The organism is Candidatus Nitrosotalea sinensis (assembly GCF_900143675.1).
GTDB classification, from domain to species: Archaea; Thermoproteota; Nitrososphaeria; order Nitrososphaerales; family Nitrosopumilaceae; genus Nitrosotalea; species Nitrosotalea sinensis.
The window spans coordinates 1-21,073 of sequence record NZ_FRFC01000001.1; the positions used below are offsets into that span (position 1 = coordinate 1).

Below are 21,073 nucleotides of genomic sequence, written 5' to 3' on the forward strand. Positions count from 1 at the left end.
GTGTGGACGGAAGCTGTGTTGCATTGGACAGGACCTGCAGTGTCATCTGGGTCTGTTGCAGATGTGGTAAATGTTACTACAGCACCGGATGGACCAGTAGCTGATGTGGTAATTGGTGCTGGGACTGTGACAACAGGTGCTGTTGTGTCCTGCACTGTAACTGTAAATGATGCAGTACCAGTGTTACTGTTAGTATCAGTCGAAGTACATGTTACGGTGGTTGTACCTATTGGGAATGTGGAACCTGAAGCTGTGTTGCATTGGACAGGACCTGCAGTGTCATCTGGGTCTGTTGCAGATGTGGTAAATGTTACTACAGCACCGGATGGACCAGTAGCTGATGTGGTAATTGGTGCTGGGACTGTGACAACAGGTGCTGTTGTGTCCTGCACTGTAACTGTAAATTGTGTCTGAGTCTGGATTATTGCAACGTTAGTGCCACTAGTTATGTAGATATCAGAGTTTACTGGATCAAATATTGCATAGTAATAGTAAGGAGCACTTGGAAGTATGACCGGATTTATGAAAGCGTTGGTTGCAGAATCTATTACATTTAGTCTCGTACCTGCAAAGTCTGGCACGTAGACAAATCCGTTAGCTGGATCAAATGCTACACCATTTGGACCACCGCTAGAACCTGTAGAAATACTAGAAACAGTGTTGGTTGAAGTGTCGATTATAGAGACAGTGTTAGAGTTAAAGTTTGCAACATACATGTCACCGTTTGCAGGATCATATGATATGCCTCTTGGTGAGATACCTACTGAGATTGTGGCAACAACAGTGTTGGTCGAAGGATCAATTACAGAGACATTGTTAGATCCTTGGTTTGTCATATAAAGAAGATGACTTGTAGAATCATATGCGAAATCTTGTGGATGAGCACCAGCAGGAATGGTTCCAACGATAGTATTTGTCGAAGGATCGATTACAGAGACCGTGTTGCTCCCTGTGTTGGCAACATAGATCTTGCCGTTTGGAACATATGCTACACCAAATGGTTGAACACCACCCGCACTAATCGTGGTCACAACGTGATTGGTTGCTGTATCTACTACAGAAATATTATTAAAATTATAATTTGCTGTGTAAAGGTAACCGTTTACAGAGTCATAAGCAATACCCGTTGGGCCAGGGATTCCAGATATCGTGCTTATTACATGGTTTGTAGTGCTGCTAATTACAGAGATAGTACCTTGAGCAATATTTGCAACATAGATATTTCCATTTGCAGGATCAAAGACTAGTTCCTGTCCATTACCTGTAGGTATTGTGGCTCCTGTGAGGACATTTGTGCTATACCCAATCAGTCCTTGGTTATCTATTGCCTTGGCAGTAATAGAATGGACTCCATTTGCAAGTCCATTGGCAGTATAAGACCAGATAGTTGTTCCTGTAGCAGTCACATATGGCGCGCCATCAATTGATACTTGTACACTGGTTACAGTATTTGATGAGGAAGATGCAGTGCCTGTTATTGTTACAGTGCTAGACGCTAATGTGGCACCATTGGCAGGCGACGTAACTGATGCAGATGGTGGCGAAGATGCAAAAGCATTTTGAGTATATGACAAACCAGGAATTGTTCCAGTAGACATTACAACTACAGAAAAGATCAAAACGAAAGCTAAAACTGATTTCAATTCTTCTAGTCTAAAGATAGCACTATAAGAATGTTCTATGCAATTTTTTATAAAATTATGGATCCTCTAAATTTCCCAAAAAATAGAAAGATTGTTTTTTAATTTCTAAAATTAGAAAGTTATCGTTTTTTAGAAGATGGTGTAATTTCATTTAAAAAAAATTAGATGTTACCGGTGTGTGCAGTATTAAAAAAATAATTCTAGTCCATCAAGTTTTTGATTGCACAAATCCACTGCAGCACGGTATCATTTGAAAATGCATCCAGATCAAAGAAAAAATTAACCAAAACAGATAATCAAAACGTATTTTAGGATTTCAGGTCTGAGCATTCAAATCTTACAGGGTTTGAATCCTAATAATTAACAAACCACAGTTAGAAAATTATTCAACAGTAGTGAACCTTTAATTAGAAATTTTCACTATCATTCCATAAATGAGTGCAAAACTTCCACTATACCTGAAATTTTATGGCATATCTCCATGGGAGACTGAAGTGTTGTATAGCACTTTACACAAATTGTTCAACGTACAAGAGGATCCAAATGCCGCCCAGGAAGATGACTTTACAACTCTATTAGATATCACATTTCCATGGTCATTTAATGACGAATTCTTCAAACAGTTTGGAATACAAAGATGGGAGAAGATCAAGGGAATAATAAAAGAAATGAAACGTAGAAGAGGTGGAGGAAAGAGTTTATGTGTCTACATTGGCTTTTCTGGAAAACCCAATATTATTTTCACAATAGATCTAGATGACAGACATTCATTTGATACGGCAGTAGACAAGATTGACTTTGTTTTAGAATTATTACCATATCACCTAGATCCAAAAAAAATGCCAATTGACATCATCAAGATATCATACCAATTTGACGACATGACAGGAAGATGGAAGATCATATCAAATTCAGAGGATCAGACATATCATTTTACAGAAAACGAATGGAAGATTATTTAATTTCTTTTTCTAAAGGTTCTAGCATAGAATGTAATTCACGATATTTTTTTTCAATAAAATCAAGTGATTCTTCTAGTTTCTTTGATTTTCCATATTTGTATCGAATTAATTCCCGATGTCTCCAAAAATTCTTTCCTTCCCCTACCGATAAAGTGCTAAAATAATCAGGACCCTTGAGACTATCTGGAATTTTTATTCCATATGGAAAAAGAAATTCGGCCATAAACCATTCATCACCATCAGGATAATCAGATCCTGTATCAATATCAAAGAAAAGGTGTAACAGGTTTGTCTGCATCAGTCCATCATCTCTTATGGTAGGATGTTTGAAGTTTGATTTTTTGAAATCTAGTTTCACGAGATTTGGTTCAAAATATCCATCGATTATTGATTTTCGAAATATTTTGTTAACTTCTTCTAGATTCAAACTAGAATTACTCTTCTTCAGAACATGCTAATAACGATTCTGTCAATACTAGAAAGAATCAACATATCCACTATCTATACTTGCAGAGAATCCAATATCTTTGAAATGTTGGTTATTGATTTGTTTCCAGAAGAGATTTCTTGATTAGAGGGAGGATTTTCCACATAATTTGGAATTCTTTCGGACATTCTTTCATCATATGGTGCAATTATCTCATTTTTGTAAAATATTCCAGTAGGAATCTTGGAATCCCATTCATTTGATTTTATCAAGGCTTGGGTAAGTTTCTCGTTCTCCTCATCCGGAGAATCAATGTGTACAGATGCATCATAACCAGTATCCTCAAGCTTGTATATTCTGGGCCTGGGTTTATTCGTAATTTCATCAATATTGTCCATTCCCGAAAACCAATCTCTAGTATTGATGTCATTGTAAGTAGGACATGGTTGTAATACATCGAGAAATGACAATCCTCTATGTTTTACTGCTGCAATTATCAAATCCTTAAGTTGTCTTACATCATATGCATATCCGCGTGCAACAAATGTATAACCACTTGCAATTGCCAATGCAATAGGATTTACAGATTGATTGACATTTGGTTCTGGCAGAGATTTAGTTTTTAATCCAAGTTTCAGAGTAGGAGATGCCTGACCTTTTGTTAATCCATAAACTCCATTATTGAATATGATGTAAGTCATATCCACATTTCTTCTCCCTGCAGCAACAAAATGTCCTGCACCAATTCCTAGTCCATCACCATCTCCCCCGACTGCAACCACAGTCATCTCAGGATTTGCAAGCTTGGCACCTTGTGAAAAAGTCAACACTCTGCCATGCAAAGTATGAACTCCATAGGTATTGACATAATGTGAGGTTTTACCAGAACATCCGACACCTGAGAATATGGCTGCCTTGTGTCTTGGTATGTCCATTTCTGCTAGAGCCATCTGTATCGCACTTACTATACCAAAGTCTCCGCATCCCGGACACCAGTCATTGTGTACCTCAGTTTTGTAATCAGCTACATTAGACACCATATTTTAGCACCTGTTTTTTCTCTGCTTTGTTATCAATGATTTTCTTGACAGCATCAAAGACTTCATTACAAGTCATTGGTCTGCCAGTGTATTTTAATATGTAATAGTCAACTTTTCTATCCAAATATTCATTGACAAGTGAGCCCATTTGCCCAGAGTGATTTGCTTCTATGTCGATGATTGTCTTTACTCCTCCAAGCAAGGATTGCACATATTGTGCAGGGAACGGATGTAACATTTTGATCTGGATAAACCCAACCTTATACCCCTCCTTTTGGAGCATTTCCATAGCATCTAGAATAGGCCCCTTTGTAGAACCCCAGCTAACAATGCAATAATCCGCTATTCCGTGGTTTACGGCTTGATCTTCTTTTGGTATCTTTTCTAGTGCGACATCCAATTTGCGTGCACGTTTATCCATCTTGTATATGCGATTTTCAGGATCTTCGGATATATGCCCAATCACGTCACTCTCATCACCAGTATTCCAAAAGATTCCATTCTCTAGCCCGAGTCTTGATCTTGGAGATATTCCATCAGGAGAAGGTGCAAATCGGACATATCCCTGACTGTCAATTTTTTCTAAAAGTTTTCCTCGCTCTATTGTTATTTTTGTAGGATCAAATCTTTTAACGGTAGAGACAGTACTTGCAATGAATTTGTCCATCATATGTATTACAGGTATTTGGTATACATCTGCAAAGTTGAAACATTTTGCAGTATCATAGAATCCTTCTTCAGTATCACCTGATGCATATACAATCCTTGGAAAATCTCCGTGTCCTGCATGAATTGCAAATTGTAAATCATCTTGTCCATGTCTTGTCGGAAGACCAGTAGATGGACCACTTCTCTGGTATAATGTAACTACAATTGGAACTTCATTTATTCCAGCCCAGCCAAGAGATTCAGCCATCAAAGAAAAGCCAGGACCAGAAGTACTTGTTGCAGATCGTGTTCCCGTAAGAGCTGCTCCAATTATCATACCAATTGCAGATATTTCATCTTCAGTTTGTACTACTAGTGTAGATCCAGGCCTACTGTTTTCTACATCAAATATTTCATTTGATTCTAAAAACACACTTTCATCAGATGCTGGAGTAATTGGATAATAGGATTGGAATCTACAACCGCATGCTATCTTGCCAAGTCCAGTAGATTGAAATCCCTGGACTAGAATGGTACTGTCTTTTTTTGCAATTTGGGGTAACTGGTACCTAAATTTTGGATATTTCACAGTAGCAAGATTATATGCGTAATTTGCAGCAGTCTTATTCATTTCTCCAATCTCTGCTTTTCTAGAAAAGATAGATGATACAGATTTTAACAATGTAGCAGGTGGAAGCCCCAATAATCCAAGTGATACAGACACTGCAAGAACATTTTGCATACGAAACATTCCACGAATTTTTGGATTCTTTGTCTCTTCAGACAAGTTAGCTAAAATTTCTTTAAATGATACAGGATAAAGCATGACGCCTCTTTCTTTTGAATCATCAAGCAATCCCTGTATTGTGAAAGGTTTGTTTTTAGATTCTAGGTATTTTTTGAGCCTAGACTTGAAGGGTGCATCAAGTGTAGGTATTTCATCTATTTTTATTGCAGACAAATCAGATTCGTATACAATTGCACCGTCATCGAATACATCATCAGCATGTCGGAATATTGTTTCAGCATCAAACCCTACAAGCATTGTAATGCCACTTACATTAGATCTAATTGTTTTGTCAGATACACGAACTCCAAAGTAGCTGTGTTCCCCTTTTATGTTGGAATAATATTCTCTTTTTCCAAACACTTGCAATCCGCAACCAGCACAAGCTCCAGCAAAAATATTTGCCGCAGTCTCAACTCCTCCTCCTTGAGGACCGCCAATAACCCAAGTTAAATCAATAGAGGACATGTAGAATCTAGACTCTCATCAAATATTAATAATGCTATAAATTCCTAGATCAAATTCAACCGCCGGTAGCAGCATCAAATAAAGCACACTCACACTTGTCACGCTCTCCACAGAAAGGACATACGCAGACACATTTCTCTAGCGGATTCCTACACTGTACACAAATAGCAAACTCCTCTTTGTGTTTCAATCACATATGGTTACCAAGTTTAATTATAAATGAGTTATTGTAAATCATCAAATTCCAGTTACAGAATACGCTTAAAATCGTCTCCTGATTTACCAGTATGAATGAAGATCTTAATTACACGTAAAATTCACGATTTTGCTCTAAAAGAACTTGAAAAAAAACACAGTGTAGAAATACATACTGGAAAGATTCCAATGCCAAAGAAACTATTGATGTCAAAGATAGGGGACAAAGATGGCCTTCTTTGCTATCCTTATGACATCATAGACTCAGAGGTCATAAATGCCGGAGAGAATCTCAAGGCAATTTCAACATATAGTGTGGGCTATGACCACATAGATGTCAAAACCGCATTGAAGAGAGGCATCACAGTAGGATACACACCAGAAGTATTGACTCGGGCCACTGCAGATCTTACAATGGCTCTAATGCTATCTCTGTTTAGAAGAATACCAGAAGGAGATAAACTAATTCGCAACAACAAATGGAAGACAATATTTGGCCCATACGAGTTTCTCGGAACTGACCTGTATCAAAAAACTCTCGGCATATTCGGAATGGGTAGAATAGGAAAAGCAGTGGTAAAAAGAGCAGCAGGTTTTGAGATGAACATAATATATCATAATAGAACTCGCTTATCAAAAGAAGAGGAAAAGAAATTAAAAGTAACATACGTATCACTTGACGAACTTTTTAGAACTAGTGATGTAGTCAGCATACATTCTCCTCATACATCACAAACAGACAAAGTTGTAAATCTGAAATTACTCAAGAAGATGAAAAATACTTCATTTCTTATCAACACTGCAAGAGGCAAGATAATAGATGAAACAGATCTTGTAGCAGCATTGAAAAGAAAAATAATTGCAGGCGCAGCTCTTGATGTATTTCAAAAAGAACCTACGGATTCCAAGAATCCATTAACAAGACTTGATAATGTAATACTGATGCCGCATAGTGGAAGTGCAACAGTAGAAACAAGAAAACAGATGGCTGAAATTGCAGTTAAAAATTTAATATATGCACTTTCGGACAAAAAGCCAATTTATCAAGTAAAAGGAAATTAACAATACAAAATCATTACAACTGAATTAATTCATCTGGATCTACTTTGATACAACTAGTACCCACAGGTTTCAATCCAGTAAAGTTGATTGTCCCTTGTGGTACTTTACCATCTTTTTGCAATAATGTTAATTTTTCTGTAAATGCAGCTTTGTGCCTATCACATGTGACCCCAACCATATACTCCCCATCATTTGACTTGACAGATATCGCAAATTCAGGCGGCATTGGACAATCTCTTCCCTTTTCCCGTATGGAGCAACGTTCTGGAAACATGAATTATTTTTTGTATTTTGGAATATTAATCTTTGACAATATTTTGTTTGTATTCATATACATTTTTGGAAATCAAGTTGTAGATGCCAAAAATCAATGAAATACTTGCTTTATTCCATCAATCACAAACTGGACTGCAAATGCAGCTATTATGATTGCAAATATCCTTGTCACAATCATCGAGCCTCTCTTTCCAAGCAGTCGATATATTGGAGAAACTGATCTGAGAATTGCATAGGTTATGCCTAATACAACGGCAATTGAGATTATAGTAACCCACATACCGTATGTTTCAAAGGACAATATTACCAGAGTTAGAGCTCCAGGCCCTGCAAGCAGCGGAAAAGCTAGTGGTACAATCCCAGATTCATCTTGCAAGCTTTGACTTCCAAATCTCCATTCGCCATGTGTCAACAATTCGATTGAAACAAGAAAGAGTAACACTCCTCCTGCAATCATGAAACTAAATATTGAGATGCCAAAAGTGGAAAGAATTGTAGATCCTACAAATGCAAAAACAAAGAGAAGAATTGCTACAGTCACTATAGTAACATTTGAGACAGAGGTCCTCTGTTTCTTTTCCATTTTTCCGGTAAGCGCAATTATTATAGGCACACTTGCAATTGGATCAATAACTACAAGTAGTGTTACTATTGATTTTACCAAATCTGCTAGAAAATCTTGGACCATGTTTTTAGTATAACATTCGAATTATTTCAGTCATTGTGTTTCCATCATTCACTACATATCAAGCATAAACCTTTGTAAAACCATAGCATTGTTATGTTGCTCATCTTTTGCAGAAAAAAGTAGCGTGATGGTGTGGTGCTTTTTTTCAAGATCTTTGATAGTCTCAATCAGCATTTTGTTTTCTTGTAATTCCTTACGATATTTTATTTCAAAGGACTTCCATTTGGCAGCATCGTGTGAAAACCATTTCCTCAAGTCATTTGTTGGCGCTATTTCTTTTAGCCATAGATCTACATGTGAATGAGGCTTGGATATTCCTCTAGGCCATAGCCTATCAACCAATACTCGAAAACCATCATCGGCAGAATATTTTTCATAAATTCTCTTTATTTTGATCATAGATTATTTCTCTAACGTTTAGAATCCACGTTATAGAATTTATGACATATTGTGATTTTCAAGCAAAAAGAATTGGAATTAAGAGGCGCCGGGAGAGAGATTTGAACTCTCGAACCCTTGCGAGTACGCGCTTTATGGTAATGAATTTCCAGGCGCGCGCCCTACCAGGCTAGGCGACCCCGGCATTATTTCGCCAATTCAATTTCGTTGCAAAACCTACCATATATTACTGTAAGAGAAGGGTAATTTTTTCACCATATCACAACTACTTGAGGATGTTTATTGTAACAGATTCCCTCAACATGTTGGAATCATTTGTACTTGAAACTATACGATATCTTCCCTGATATGCTTTGCTTCCATCATTTTTAGTCTGATCCCAAACAAAGATCTTTTCCTCCTTTGGTTCTAGTTTTGATACAACTTGAGCAGAGACTGGAGAATATATCACAGTGCCATCAAGTTGCTCAATTTTGACACCATATGATGAATCAGAAAACAAAAGAGGCACAGTTCCTGAGTTTATCACTCGGATTTTGACTGGTTCTCCCATGTGATAGTTTATCTTGTCAGGTATTACGGTAAGAGACGGACCACTCACATACACCAACACAGGAATTTGATTTGCAATGTGAGACAAGTAAATTCCTAAAAATCCAGCTGCTATCAAACCAACTATAAAAAATATAGCAGCACCTTTTGGTATCAACTTGAAAATTTTAAGTTGATTCCCTTTTAACTGTTAACTACAGCCTTTGATCTCCAATTCTTCGGATACGTATTAGGAGCCATGATTATTCTCTTTATTTTAAAAGCAAATCCTTTTGTATTTTCAACAATTTCATCTTCATTTAATATTGCCTCTGCCAGTGCAACAACCTCTCCTTTCTGAGTGTATATTGCCACCAGATCTCCACGTTTTAGTCCAAAAGATATTTCCAAAATTCCAGGTATTGCAAGTTGCGCACCATGACATAATGCATCTACTGCAGAGTCCCGTATTACAACTGACTTTATCTCACTTAATGTAAGTTCTATTGGCATGATTATTCTTCGAAGCTTTGTGTCATCCCCATTTTCTTTCCATAATGCATATGCATCAACAAGATCATGCATCTTTACAAGATTAGATTCTTCATTGAAATGTCCCACCCTGGTCCTTCTAAGTTCAATCATTGTTGCACCCTCACTGAGAATTTCACCCATATCATAGAATATTTTTCTCACATACGTACCTGCTTCACATAAAATTCTAAGAAGCAACAATCTTTCCTTTTGTTCTACTACTTCAATTTCATATACATGTCGTATTCTAGTTTGCCTTGACACTGCAGAGCGTTGCGGTGGTTTTTGAAATATTTTGCCAGTAAGTTGTTTGAGCACATCAGATAATTTTTCTTGTGGAGGAAGTACATGCAGTCTTCCAAGTGCATGATATTCTTTAGGTCCCAACAATAACACTATAAGCGCTTTAGTTGCCTCACCAAACCCTATTGGCAAGACTCCAGACACTTGTGGATCAAGTGTACCGCTATGTCCTGCTTTTGGCACATGTAGAATCTTTTTTACCCATGCCACTGTCTCGTGGCTTGTAGGACCATTTGGCTTGTCCAGCAAGATAAAACCATACTCCAATAATTGCTCAATTGATCTTTTATCATAATATGTCCCATGAGCATCATTAGTGATGTCTTGGTCTATTACTCTAAGATTTTGTAATTGTTTGAGAGTCATAGTATTTTTTTACCGCACTTTTTGCTTGTTCAAGAACTTGTTTAGGTCCAAGGTCATCAGTATGTATCACTATACTAAACACAGACAAGTCCTCGCCAAAATTAAACCCATAGAGTCTGTGATATAGAGTCTTATTTTCATCATATCTTTTTTTAACAATTTCAAGAGCATCAGACATGGAGATATCATCTCTCATGGTCATTCTTTTTGCACTGTTTTCATGAGATCCTGCAAGCCAGATTTTTATTCCGTCTTGTACCAACCATGGCAAAGTATAACTTGTAATTATTACATCTTCAGTAAGAAATATTTTTTTTAATTTTTCATCTACTTGTTTGTCAAATTCAGGATTTCCTTTTCTGATATTAAGAAAGTTCATTCCTTCTTCTGTATCCCAAAAATCATCCCTATCAGTTTCAAATCCTTGATCTTTTGCCATCTCTTTGAGCACATCTCCTCCACTTAGATATTTGAGTCCAAATTCTTCTCCCAAACCTTTTGCTATCGTAGTCTTTCCGATGGCTGGAGGACCAGAAATTATTACTGAACGGAGCAATTTAGCTTGTATCCATTGTAGTTTTTGTAACTCGCATTATGATACCACTAAAGGCAGCAGAAGAAAGGAAATACCAAGCCCAGAAATACAATTCATTTACATGTTGACATACATGTGGATGACCTGCCAACTGCGATTCAGCTACTTTTGCGGCAGTACAAGTAAGCTCAAAAAATCCTCCCGGAATAAAGTTCAGAGATATTGGAGATATAGCTACAGTGTATGAGAACAAAGGCGGAAGAACAAAGTAAAAGATCAAAATCAATGGAAGAAAAGTAATCATCATTGGCCTCATGTTCATCTGCATCACTTCCATGTTCATCTTGTTCATGTATGCAGATTTTTTATTAAGCTCATCAGTTTTTGCCTGGTCTTTTGACTTGAATGCAGCCATTCTTTCTTTCTGCCAAGCACGTGTTTCTTTTAGCAGTCGCTTTAGTTTTTCCTGGTCAACCATCTTTCTTTTGATCACTGCATTTAGCAAGTTCAGACCTATTGAGATAGACATGATTCCAAGTGCAGAAGGAATCATTCCCTTTACAATTGGATTTGCACTTCCTAGTGGTCCCTTACTTAGACCAGGTATCTGTAGTACGATAGAATTGAGAAAATTAAGAATTAGACTATGTTCCATGGTTATACCCCATTGCACTTATGATGCCTCGTGCCGCCTCATCAACTTTACCTTCAGTATTAAGAACCATCTTGATTGGAGAACCACATAGTATAGAACATGTAGAAAGCATTGCACTTGTTACATCAAGTTCTTTTTTTATTGCATCTATTGATACAATGTCTCTTGTTCTAGTAGTGTCAGTCATTCTGCGATTGTAAATTTCTTCAGGTCGTGCGGTTATCATGATAAAACTATCAGGATTGAGAATTTCCAATACATTATGTGGAAGCCCAGGGTAAAATCCCTCATTTGTAGAAATGAATGCATGTGTATCCACAATTACTACATCATCAGTAATTGACGAAATTGCTCGTGCAGCAGTAGATTGTAATTCCTTTTGTTCTTTTACAGATAGTTTTCTGAGATCGTCTCTATTTTGCACTCCCCTCTTTTTTGCTTCATCAAACATGACGGTGCCAAATATTGAAACACTTACTTTGATGTTTTTCGTTTTTAGTAACTCCACTACCTTTGATACGACAGTAGTTTTACCTACTCCTGGAATTCCTACAATGATGATTCTCTTACTTTCTGCCAAGCAATGCACCCAGAGTAGGCATTACTTCTTCGACTCTTTCACGAACAAGTAAATTGTAATAGTTAATCAAGATATCAACTGTCAACAACATTCCTGTTCCAGATCCGAATGTTCCTAGTACATCTGAGGTACCTGCTAATAGTCCAAGTATGATAGAACCGATAATGGTAACAGATGGAATGTATTTTTGGAGTAGGTTTTCAACTGGTTGGTTTGAACGTCTAAATCCAGGTATCTGAACCTCTGCATCTAACAAGTTCTTGGCAGCACTTTTTGCTGACAAGCCTCCAAGTTCAATCCACAATCTTCCAAATAGAACCACAATTCCAATCATGAATAAAATATAGAGAACAGCTCTGGTTGGATCAAGTGCCACTATATCCAATCCACGTGGTGCAGTAACATAGTAAAGAATACCACCTGTAGGAGTGGATGGAGAGGTAGGATCAAACATTCCAAGGAAATTCAGGAAAGGATTTGCGTTTCGCGGGTTAAAGTTAGCCCACATTATCTGGCCCACAAATACAGCGTTTGCTGTAAGTGCAGATGCCAAGATTACAGGAATGTTGGATACGTACATTAACTTGATTGGATATACTGCTGAAAATCCTCTATACTTGGTAGATACAATTGGAATCTCTACTTTGATTCCTTGAGTATATACAAGAATTAACAGAACACCTGCAGTTATCAGCAATCCAAATATTCCAGGCAATTGATTTGCCCTAAAGAACAGATTACTAAAGTCATGATGTATTGCACCGTGTACAATATTTGCAAATACACCTACTGGACCACCGTCTCCTGCCGGTATAGGACTGAACATGCTCCAGATTACTTGCTGTGCCACACCAGCTGCGATAAACAAACTAATTCCACTACCAAGTCCCCATCCTTTTTGGACCAGTTCATCTAGTAACATGATTATAACAGATGCACCGATTAATTGCCCTACCAAGATGAAGATAGCTTCATGATTTGGCATTCTTGGGCCATAAACTGCCATCCCGTACAAAGAAGATTCAGCAATGATTACAATGTAAGTGACAATCTTAGTTGCAGTTTGATACAACTCTCTATCCTCTGGTTTCTTAAAATCAAGATGAAATATCTCAGAACCCTTGAGGAGTTGCATCAACAATCCAGCGGTAACTATTGGTCCAATGCCAAGTTCTATCAAAGTACCTTGTTGGGATGCAAAGATTACTCTTGCAAATGCAAGGAAATCAAAGGACGGTGTGGATGCACCATAAAGAGGTGTCTGACCCATTATCATGTAGATAAATAATGCAATTCCACACCACATCAAACGAACTTGTAATGATACTTTCTTTTTCGGCTTGGGTACTTGTGGGATATAGGTTTCAGCTTTTGAGATAATTGTTCTTAAAAAACCTGCAGAGGTTGTTCCTTCTTCAGATGTCACGCTACTGCTTGCACCTCTCCACCAGATCTTTTTACTTTTTCTTCGGCGGAAGCAGAGAATTTTTCCACCTTAACAACATAAGCATTTTCAGTCTGTCCTCCTCCCAACAGCTTGTCATAGCCTAGTTCAGTAAGGTCTATCAATTTCTTGCCACCTTCCTGTTTTCCAAATTTAGCATAGATATCATCCAAATCTCTTACACTAGCCCATTTTCGAACTAGATTTGGATGTGGTGGGTGAGTAGAATCATGACCAAAGTGTCTTGGATCTGTCATGAGCATTCGTATGAAATGATGTTTGTGCAAACCAGATTGGCCAAGTCCTCCTTTGTGACCACTTGCTCTATGTTGACCTATCTGTCCCCATCCGCAGTGTCTGCTTCCTCTATATTTTCTTGTTTTTCTTGCTCGTGTTGGCATGTTACATCATTAACCTCACTTGTGCTAAGAGTTCTTTATGACTACCAAGAATTCCGCCTTCTCCATACATCTTCTTGGTATTTCTTTTGAAGCCATGTTTTGGTGGAGATAATGCAAACCATGGTTTTAGCGGTTTTAATTTAGATAATGCGACAGATCCATCTGCAAGTGATTTTGCAAGATCATCAGTGCTTTTGAATCCTAGTTTAGTCATATCTTCAGCAGTAATTTTTTGATATCCACCTTTTCGTGCTTTTTTCTCTAATAGTTCTTTTGCAGTTGATACATCAATTTCCTGCCATGATACATAGTGCTTTATTTTATTGAGCATTCCTTTTGTATTGTCTTTTTCTGGAATTATGGTAGCTCTGAATCTTTTATCCAAGTGTAAAAGATCCATCGTAGTGTTAGCCCAGTATGGAACGTTAACGGTTCCCTTCATTCTAACTATTAAGAAAGCTTTACCCATCTTCTCATTCAACCCTGACTAAATGTTTGTCTCAAACAGTCCAAAACAGCTCGTGAAGTAGATGTCATAGTGTTTGTAGATCCAGTACTTTTTGTCCATGCATCTTTCAAACCAGCCAATTTTAGAAGATTTCTAATATTTCCACCAGCTACAAGGCCAAGACCTCTTGGTCCAGGAATAACTTCAACAGTCACACTTCCACCTCTTCCTCTTACTTTGAATGGCACAGAATGATGTTGATCACATCTACATTCCCAACTTCCACAGCCAAGTTTTACTGGACTTACATTAAGATAAGCTTGATTTGTTGCCTTTTCAATTGCAATTCTCATTTGTTTTGATTTTCCTTGTCCTATTCCCAACCAACCATTTTCATCTCCTGCTGCAACAAGTGCTTTGAATCTAGTATATTCACCGTTAGTTGTCTGTTTTTGAACTATACCAACATCAATTACTTCAGTCTTTATTCCAGGCAATAATTTCTTGATAATTCCTGCTTCTTGAATACGATAACCATTTTCATAAATTTCTTTCATAGTTGTGATCTTTTCAGTTGCAACTAGATTTCCCAGCTTGGTTCGTGGAGTCCATACTTGTTCTGGTTCTTTTCGTGGTGGTCTTGATCTTTGTTCTGATTTGCTCATTTGGATTTAACCTCACTATCTATTGCAGATTTCACTTTAGTGATCTCATTTGCAATTTTGAGATGCTTTCCACTAATCCTCTCGTCAGATGGAAAAGTTTCGGCGTCTGCAGGCACTTCAAGGCCAGCATCTATTATTCCTTTCAATGCGGCTGCGATTCTTTGAGTATATTTTCTAGTACCAGTATATAGTACAGCACTCTTAGTCCCATTGGCGAGTGCCTTTTTGCCTGCAAGATAACCAGTTAGGTATGCTGCAGGGATACTTTTTCGTGATCCCTTCCATCCTTTGTTTAGAAGCGATCTAGAATGAGCAGATGAAAGCACCTTATCTCCTTCCATTTCTGGTTTATGGATTTGCACAAGAGTATTTTCATTAGATATCTGAACTGTGATAAAGTCTCTTCTACCCATAAGAAGATGTCTTCTCTTCCTATAGTTGGTCTTCTCTTCCCGAGATCTGCGTAATATTTGTGAATATGCCATATGTACTAATCCTATTTACAAAAAATTTTGGTGAAGCTCTTATAAACGTTAGACTCGAACTAGTGAGGCCATGAGCGCTTTTTGTGCATGTAGTCTATTTTCTGCCTCATCCCATATCACAGATTGTGGGCCGTCTATGACTTCACTTGTAACTTCTTGACCCCTTTTTGCAGGAAGACAGTGAAGAAAAATTGCGTTATGATTTGCTTTTTTCATTAGATCAGAGTTTACTTGAAAGCGAGGCAGGAAAGCTTTTGTTCTATCAGTTGCTTGGTGATGGATCGATACAAACGTGTCAGTCACTATTACATCAGCATTTTTTACTGCCAATACTGGGTCAGTTACCAATTGAACGTCTGTGAGTTTTTTTGATTCTTTAACTACATCAGGACTTGGTTCGTATCCTTTAGGAGTTGCAATATGAATATCAATAGATGTCTTTGCACATCCGTAAATCATAGAATTACATACATTGTTTCCGTCTCCTATCCAGGCAATTTTCAGTCCTTTGAGTTTCTTCTTTTTTTCTTGTATGGTCATGAGATCTGCCAATATCTGACACGGATGAAATGAATCAGAGAGACCATTAATTACAGGGACTGTCGAATTTTTTGCCAACATTTCGACTTCGTCATGTGAATACACTCGAGCCATAATCAGATCGACATATCGTGAGAGTGTTTTTGCAGTATCTTCAATTGTTTCACCCCTTTTTAGTTGTAAATCATCAGCAGACAAATTAAGAGCATGTCCACCAAGTTGGAACATTCCAGTTTCAAAACTAACCCTTGTACGTGTTGAGGGTTTTTGGAAAATCATAGCAAGTGTCTTATTTTTAAGAACAGGCTTTGAGATTCCTTTTTTTAGATCTTTTTTTAATTTTATAGCATTTTCAATTATGCCAAGTAATTCATTTTTACTTAATTCATTTAGTGTAAGAAGATCTTTTGTTTGAATTTTCATTTCTTTAGCCATCCAAATAATGAGCGCTTCTTTATAGGCTTCTCATCTTTTTCAGAGTCTACTTCGTCTTCTTCCTCTGATTCATCTTTGGTTTTCATCTCTGGTTCTGGTTTAGATTTTGGTTCATCCTTTGGTTTTGATTTTGGACGTCCTGCAGAAATCCATTTTCTAATGTCAGCAGCAAGTTTTCGTGCCTGATCATCACTTTCAGGAGGCGATACATCAAAGATATCAGAATATTTCTCAATGTCCTGTGTTGAAATTCCAACAAATGGGTCATCATTAGATATTTCTTGTGTGGACCTTTCTGGTTTTAGTTCAACTTTAGATTCTGGTTTTAGTTCAACTTTAGATTCTGGTTTTAGTTCAACTTTAGGTTCTGGTTTTAGTTCAACTTTAGGTTCTGGTTTTTTCTTTATTTCCTCAACAGATTCTTCTGGACCAAAGATAGTTTCTAAAAATACCTCCTTGTTGAAAGATTTCAAATCAGAGTATTCTTGTCCTACTCCCAAATAGAGAATAGGACTGGAAGTAACCTTAACAATAGAAATCGCAGAACCTCCACGTGCATCAGCATCACTTTTTGTCAGTATGGCACCATCAAATTTTGTGTAATTGTGAAACTCCCTTGCTTGACTGACAGTATCATTTCCTGCAAGAGAATCCCCTACAAACAGTTTTAGATCAGGATTTACTACCTTGTTGATTTTAGATATCTGGTCCATCAAATTTTTGCTAGTTTGCATTCGTCCTGCAGTATCAATGAGAATGCAATCTATCTTGTGAGACTTGGCATACAAGACCGCATCTCTTGCCACTGCAGCAGGATCAGAACCATAGTTTTGTGCAATAACTTTGACGTTGAGCCGTTTCCCGTGCTCACTTATTTGTTCGATTGCACCTGCCCTATAGGTATCAGCAGCAGCAATTACTACAGAATACTTGTTTTCACGCAAAAGATTTGCAAATTTAGCAATGGTGGTGGTTTTACCAGTTCCATTTATCCCCATAAAAGATATGATATACGGTTCTCCCTTTTCCTTTTTTTTCTGAATATTTGATAAAATGTCAACAGTTCCAGCATCATTGAACATATTTGAGATACTTTTTCGTAGTTCTTGTTTTACTGTCTCTGCAATCTTGTCTTTATTGACAGTTGAACCAATCAGTTGTTTTTTCAAATCATCTTTTATCGAATCGATAACTTCAGTCGCAACATCTGATTCAAGCAATGCAATTTCAAGCTCAAACAAAACTTCATCGATGTCTTTCTCTTTGAGTTCTTTTTCCCCAAAACTTTTAGCAGCTAATGAAAATGCATTACGTAGTTTCTCAAACATGTTTTATTGCCTTACTGTGGGGAACTGCGACCGGATTGTATAAGTTTGTTCATTTCATGTTGTCCCCGTTCTAGTTGCATAGAGACCTCATTTCTTTGTCCAGCCAATTGCTGTAACACTAATTCAAGTTCCTTTATCCTAGACTCTAAATAATTAATTGCTGAATTCTTGTCTTGCTCAATTGCTGCACCTGCACCAATATTTACAATCATTTTTTGTTCCGGATTTATTTTCGCCTTGACATATACTCCAAGACCTACAGGTACCAAAGTTTCAACATCAACATTTCCACTCATTCCCTTTACAGAATCCACTGCACTTACTGCTTCTTGTACAAGTCTCATTACAGTGGTTTCTCGCTGCACTAGATCATTTAGATATGTTTCAAGTGACTGCATTTGCTGCAACAATGCTTGGGCCTGTTCTTCACTCATTTGCAAAAAATTCTCTTGTTGACTATAAATTCATTCTGAAAAAGAGCAAAACAAAAAGAAGAAAGGAATTATGCCTTTACTTTGGAGAGTCGTGAATCGACTTCATCCCAGTTTATTACATTCCACCAAGCGTTCACATAGTCTGCTCGTCTATTTTGGTACTTGAGGTAATAGGCGTGCTCCCAAACATCTAGACCCAACAAGGGTATTAGACCTTTGGTACGTGGACTTGTTTGGTTTGGCATTGTAGTAAACTCAACTTTCCTAGTCTGTGGATTGTAAGTTAACCAACCCCAGCCGCTTCCTTGTATAGCAATGGTATCTTTAACAAATTTCTCTTTGAAGCTGTCAAAGTTTCCAAACACAGAATCAATAGCTGTTTGCAAGCTACCGCCCGGTTTTCCACCACCACTTGGCTTCATACTATTCCAGAATAGAGCATGGTTTTCATAACCACCTCCATGGAAATTTACGGCACCTCTAACAGTTTCTGGAACCTGATTCAAGTCTGACAACAACTTGGTTAGTTCCATGTTTTGAATTTCAGCACCTACATTTGCAAGCGCATTGTTCAAACCATCAGTATATGCCTGATGATGCTTTGTGTGATGAATTTCCATTGTCTTTGCATCAATGTGCGGTTCCAAGGAATCATACGAGTATGGTACTTTTGGAAGTTCATATTTTGCCATAAAAAACTCAACTATTTCTTGCAATTTATGGTTTTTGTTGCAAATGCATTTTATCTAGTCTCAATCCACATACAATGTGACATACAAATCACTAGCTTGTTCTCTAATTCTGGTTTTGTCCATCACATATTTTATCACAGATTCCCATGAACAAAATTTTTCACAGAGTCTAAAGCTTGTTGGGATCCAGTCACCAAATCAACATGGTTTGAATGGTCAAGGAATCAAAGTAGGAGTAATAGACACAGGAATTGATTTCCACCATCCAGATTTACTAGGATATGGACCAACAGGCAGAATTGCCGGCGGATATGATTTTGTCAATTCAGATCAAAAACCATTAGACGTAAACGGTCACGGTACTGAAGTTTCAGGAATAATTGGTGCCAATGGAAGTTTTGTCGGAGTTGCTCCAAGATCACAGTTATTTTCATACAAAGTCTCCTCTACAGGTGAGGCAGTCTCATCAGAATATATCGTTGAAGCAATATCATCTGCAATAAAAGACAAGATGAATGTAATCAACATAAGTTTAGGAGTAAACAAAACCAATGACGAATTAGAGAATATGGTTGACGAGGCAGTACAAAATGGAGTTGTCGTAGTTACAGCTTCTGGAAATAACGGACCAGACAATGAGACAATTGGAAGTCCTGGAAGAGATTTCAATGCAATAACAGTAGGTGCAACCTACAACAACATAGCATCAAGCATCGTATCAACTCTAAAGATTGGCAACAAATCATACAGCGTAATGCCAATGTTAGGTGACAGCATTTTAGAAAATACAATACAAGGCAAAATTGTTTATGGAGGATATGGTAGAGTATCAGATCTAAAAGACCTTGATGTGGAAAATTCCATATTACTTGAAAAACGAGGCAGTGACATCAAGGGAGAAAAAGTATTTTTCTCAGAGAAAGAAAAAAATGCGGCAGACAGGGGCGCAAAAGGCCTAATCATATTTAACAATCAAAGCGGAATTTTCTACGGAGAAATAGCAGGACCAAATGCAACTAAAAACTATAGTCCAAGAATTCCAGTCATTTCAATGTCAGGCTATGACGGATCAAGGTTGCAAGAATCCATAAAAAGTAATACAATAGCCAGCCTTGACATATTTTATCATCCAGATTTTGTTGCACCATTTAGCTCACGCGGACCAGTTTCTCCATTTTACATAAAACCAGATCTTGTAGCGCCAGGAGTTTATGTTAACACAACAACAATTGGAGGAAAGTACAACTTGACTAGCGGAACAAGCATAGCAACACCTCATGTCACAGGAGCAGTCGCCATATTACTGCAAGAACATCCATATTTGGACCCCACAGAGATAGCATCCCTGATAACCACAACAACTGATCCTGTCACAGACGCATATGGGAATACATTTCCAATCGAGGTTGCAGGTAGCGGTAGACTAAACATTACAAGAGCAACTTATGCAAATTTGATAATCACCCCTCACCAACTAGTCTACGACCTGTCATATGATATGCCAAATCAAACCAAGACATTACACTTGAAGACAATCAATAATGACACCATCCCGCAATTGAAGATTCAATTTTTGTCAAGTAATCCAGATTTAATCTTCAAACATTCTGTTAACAATGATACCATAAATGTAGAAATTACAGACAAGTCAAAAATGCAAGGAGATTATGAAGGATTCATACTAGTTGATGATTCAAAAATATCATACCGTATACCCGTTCTGGTCCATGTAACAAAAGGCACCCTAGTAGCTAACCAAAATGACACATCAATGAGATTTGCAATCAATTATCCAGAAAAATGGTCATATGCAAAGATATCAGTTACAAAGACCGGTTCACATGACACAAAAACAATTGGAATTACACCACAGAGTTACAAGACTGTTTTCATTGATGATATAGGAGAATATTGGATTCAAGCAGACATCAAAGTAGGAAATCAAACAGACTATGCATATCAAACATTGACTGTAAACCACATCACAAGAAATTATTTTGACATTGAAAACATTTTGCAAATCCCACTAAAACAAATAGAGATCATTTCAAGTATAATGATCATTACAGTTGTAGTTGGACTTGTTTTAAGACGCAGATAAA

General features: G+C 37.4%; 24 protein-coding genes and 1 tRNA gene. 3 read left to right on the forward strand and 22 right to left on the reverse strand.

Translation table 11 applies throughout. From position 1 onward, the window contains the following. On the reverse strand, positions 1-1,643 hold a 1,643-nt coding region (locus NSIN_RS00005), incomplete at its 3' end, for a YncE family protein (RefSeq protein WP_165775205.1). 434 nt (positions 1,644-2,077) lie between these two features. Between NSIN_RS00005 and NSIN_RS00010 the strand changes: the two genes are divergently transcribed. Then, entirely contained in the window at positions 2,078-2,605 is a 528-nt protein-coding gene (locus NSIN_RS00010; protein ID WP_101008779.1) for a hypothetical protein, read from the forward strand. On the opposite strand, the gene NSIN_RS00015 is transcribed toward NSIN_RS00010, so the two are convergent. From NSIN_RS00015 to NSIN_RS00025, 3 genes are all read right to left on the reverse strand, one after another. Further along, positions 2,598-3,032, reverse strand: a complete 435-nt coding sequence (locus NSIN_RS00015) for a hypothetical protein (protein WP_101008780.1) — start codon at positions 3,030-3,032, stop codon at positions 2,598-2,600. The two genes, NSIN_RS00010 and NSIN_RS00015, sit on opposite strands and share 8 nt — an antisense overlap. Before the next feature lie 74 nt (positions 3,033-3,106). Further along, entirely contained in the window at positions 3,107-4,072 is a 966-nt protein-coding gene (locus tag NSIN_RS00020; protein WP_101008781.1) for a 2-oxoacid:ferredoxin oxidoreductase subunit beta, read from the reverse strand. Continuing rightward, positions 4,062-5,975 (reverse strand): 2-oxoacid:ferredoxin oxidoreductase subunit alpha, encoded by a 1,914-nt coding sequence (locus NSIN_RS00025; RefSeq protein WP_101008782.1) that lies wholly within the window; start codon positions 5,973-5,975, stop codon positions 4,062-4,064. The genes NSIN_RS00020 and NSIN_RS00025 overlap by 11 nt, the downstream gene beginning before the upstream one ends. A 291-nt stretch (positions 5,976-6,266) precedes the next feature. Between NSIN_RS00025 and NSIN_RS00030 the strand changes: the two genes are divergently transcribed. Further along, positions 6,267-7,232 (forward strand): 2-hydroxyacid dehydrogenase, encoded by a 966-nt coding sequence (locus tag NSIN_RS00030; protein ID WP_101008783.1) that lies wholly within the window; start codon positions 6,267-6,269, stop codon positions 7,230-7,232. A 13-nt stretch (positions 7,233-7,245) separates the two neighbouring features. On the opposite strand, the gene NSIN_RS00035 is transcribed toward NSIN_RS00030, so the two are convergent. The 18 genes from NSIN_RS00035 to NSIN_RS00120 all read right to left on the reverse strand — a co-directional run bounded on the left by NSIN_RS00035 (position 7,246) and on the right by NSIN_RS00120 (position 18,971). Beyond that, entirely contained in the window at positions 7,246-7,506 is a 261-nt protein-coding gene (locus tag NSIN_RS00035) for a hypothetical protein (RefSeq protein ID WP_101008784.1), read from the reverse strand. A gap of 93 nt (positions 7,507-7,599) precedes the next feature. Continuing rightward, positions 7,600-8,196, reverse strand: a complete 597-nt coding sequence (locus NSIN_RS00040) for a MarC family protein (protein ID WP_101008785.1) — start codon at positions 8,194-8,196, stop codon at positions 7,600-7,602. A gap of 51 nt (positions 8,197-8,247) precedes the next feature. Beyond that, positions 8,248-8,595 carry a DUF488 domain-containing protein gene (locus tag NSIN_RS00045; RefSeq protein WP_101008786.1) on the reverse strand — a complete coding sequence of 116 codons (348 nt, stop codon included), beginning with the start codon at positions 8,593-8,595 and terminating at the stop codon, positions 8,248-8,250. Positions 8,596-8,681: 86 nt separating this feature from the next. After that, a tRNA-Ser gene (locus NSIN_RS00050) sits at positions 8,682-8,779 on the reverse strand. An 81-nt stretch (positions 8,780-8,860) separates the two neighbouring features. Beyond that, positions 8,861-9,304 (reverse strand): hypothetical protein, encoded by a 444-nt coding sequence (locus tag NSIN_RS00055; protein ID WP_101008787.1) that lies wholly within the window; start codon positions 9,302-9,304, stop codon positions 8,861-8,863. A 26-nt stretch (positions 9,305-9,330) separates the two neighbouring features. Next, positions 9,331-10,329: an RNA-guided pseudouridylation complex pseudouridine synthase subunit Cbf5 gene (locus NSIN_RS00060; protein ID WP_101008788.1), complete on the reverse strand. Its 999-nt coding sequence runs from the start codon at positions 10,327-10,329 to the stop codon at positions 9,331-9,333. Continuing rightward, positions 10,301-10,885: a cytidylate kinase-like family protein gene (locus NSIN_RS00065; protein ID WP_101008789.1), complete on the reverse strand. Its 585-nt coding sequence runs from the start codon at positions 10,883-10,885 to the stop codon at positions 10,301-10,303. The genes NSIN_RS00060 and NSIN_RS00065 overlap by 29 nt, the downstream gene beginning before the upstream one ends. A gap of 1 nt (position 10,886) precedes the next feature. Next, a complete protein-coding gene (locus NSIN_RS00070) occupies positions 10,887-11,519 on the reverse strand; it encodes a DUF106 domain-containing protein (RefSeq protein WP_101008790.1) in 633 nt (210 codons plus the stop codon). Next, on the reverse strand, positions 11,509-12,099 hold the full coding sequence (locus NSIN_RS00075) for an adenylate kinase (RefSeq protein ID WP_101008791.1): 591 nt from the start codon (positions 12,097-12,099) through the stop codon (positions 11,509-11,511). Before NSIN_RS00075 ends, NSIN_RS00070 begins: the two co-directional genes overlap by 11 nt. Next, positions 12,086-13,525, reverse strand: a complete 1,440-nt coding sequence (secY, locus tag NSIN_RS00080; protein WP_101008792.1) for a preprotein translocase subunit SecY — start codon at positions 13,523-13,525, stop codon at positions 12,086-12,088. Before secY ends, NSIN_RS00075 begins: the two co-directional genes overlap by 14 nt. Continuing rightward, a complete protein-coding gene (locus NSIN_RS00085) occupies positions 13,522-13,944 on the reverse strand; it encodes an uL15 family ribosomal protein (RefSeq protein WP_101008793.1) in 423 nt (140 codons plus the stop codon). Before NSIN_RS00085 ends, secY begins: the two co-directional genes overlap by 4 nt. Before the next feature lies 1 nt (position 13,945). After that, the gene (locus NSIN_RS00090) at positions 13,946-14,413 is read right to left on the reverse strand and encodes a 50S ribosomal protein L30 (RefSeq protein ID WP_101008994.1); all 468 of its coding nucleotides are present in this window, start codon (positions 14,411-14,413) and stop codon (positions 13,946-13,948) included. 8 nt (positions 14,414-14,421) lie between these two features. Further along, positions 14,422-15,057 carry a 30S ribosomal protein S5 gene (locus tag NSIN_RS00095; RefSeq protein ID WP_101008794.1) on the reverse strand — a complete coding sequence of 212 codons (636 nt, stop codon included), beginning with the start codon at positions 15,055-15,057 and terminating at the stop codon, positions 14,422-14,424. After that, positions 15,054-15,542, reverse strand: coding sequence for a 50S ribosomal protein L18 (locus NSIN_RS00100; RefSeq protein WP_101008795.1), 489 nt, complete (start codon positions 15,540-15,542; stop codon positions 15,054-15,056). Before NSIN_RS00100 ends, NSIN_RS00095 begins: the two co-directional genes overlap by 4 nt. Before the next feature lie 48 nt (positions 15,543-15,590). After that, on the reverse strand, positions 15,591-16,505 hold the full coding sequence (gene argF, locus NSIN_RS00105) for an ornithine carbamoyltransferase (RefSeq protein ID WP_101008995.1): 915 nt from the start codon (positions 16,503-16,505) through the stop codon (positions 15,591-15,593). Further along, positions 16,502-17,845 (reverse strand): signal recognition particle-docking protein FtsY, encoded by a 1,344-nt coding sequence (ftsY, locus tag NSIN_RS00110; protein ID WP_101008796.1) that lies wholly within the window; start codon positions 17,843-17,845, stop codon positions 16,502-16,504. The genes argF and ftsY overlap by 4 nt, the downstream gene beginning before the upstream one ends. Positions 17,846-17,856: 11 nt before the next feature. After that, positions 17,857-18,279 (reverse strand): prefoldin subunit alpha, encoded by a 423-nt coding sequence (gene pfdA, locus NSIN_RS00115; RefSeq protein WP_101008797.1) that lies wholly within the window; start codon positions 18,277-18,279, stop codon positions 17,857-17,859. Positions 18,280-18,347: 68 nt separating this feature from the next. After that, on the reverse strand, positions 18,348-18,971 hold the full coding sequence (locus tag NSIN_RS00120) for a superoxide dismutase (protein ID WP_101008798.1): 624 nt from the start codon (positions 18,969-18,971) through the stop codon (positions 18,348-18,350). A 76-nt stretch (positions 18,972-19,047) separates the two neighbouring features. On the opposite strand from NSIN_RS00120, the gene NSIN_RS00125 reads away from it, so the two are divergent. Further along, entirely contained in the window at positions 19,048-21,072 is a 2,025-nt protein-coding gene (locus NSIN_RS00125) for a S8 family serine peptidase (protein WP_101008799.1), read from the forward strand. The last annotated feature ends 1 nt before the right edge of the window (position 21,073 follow it).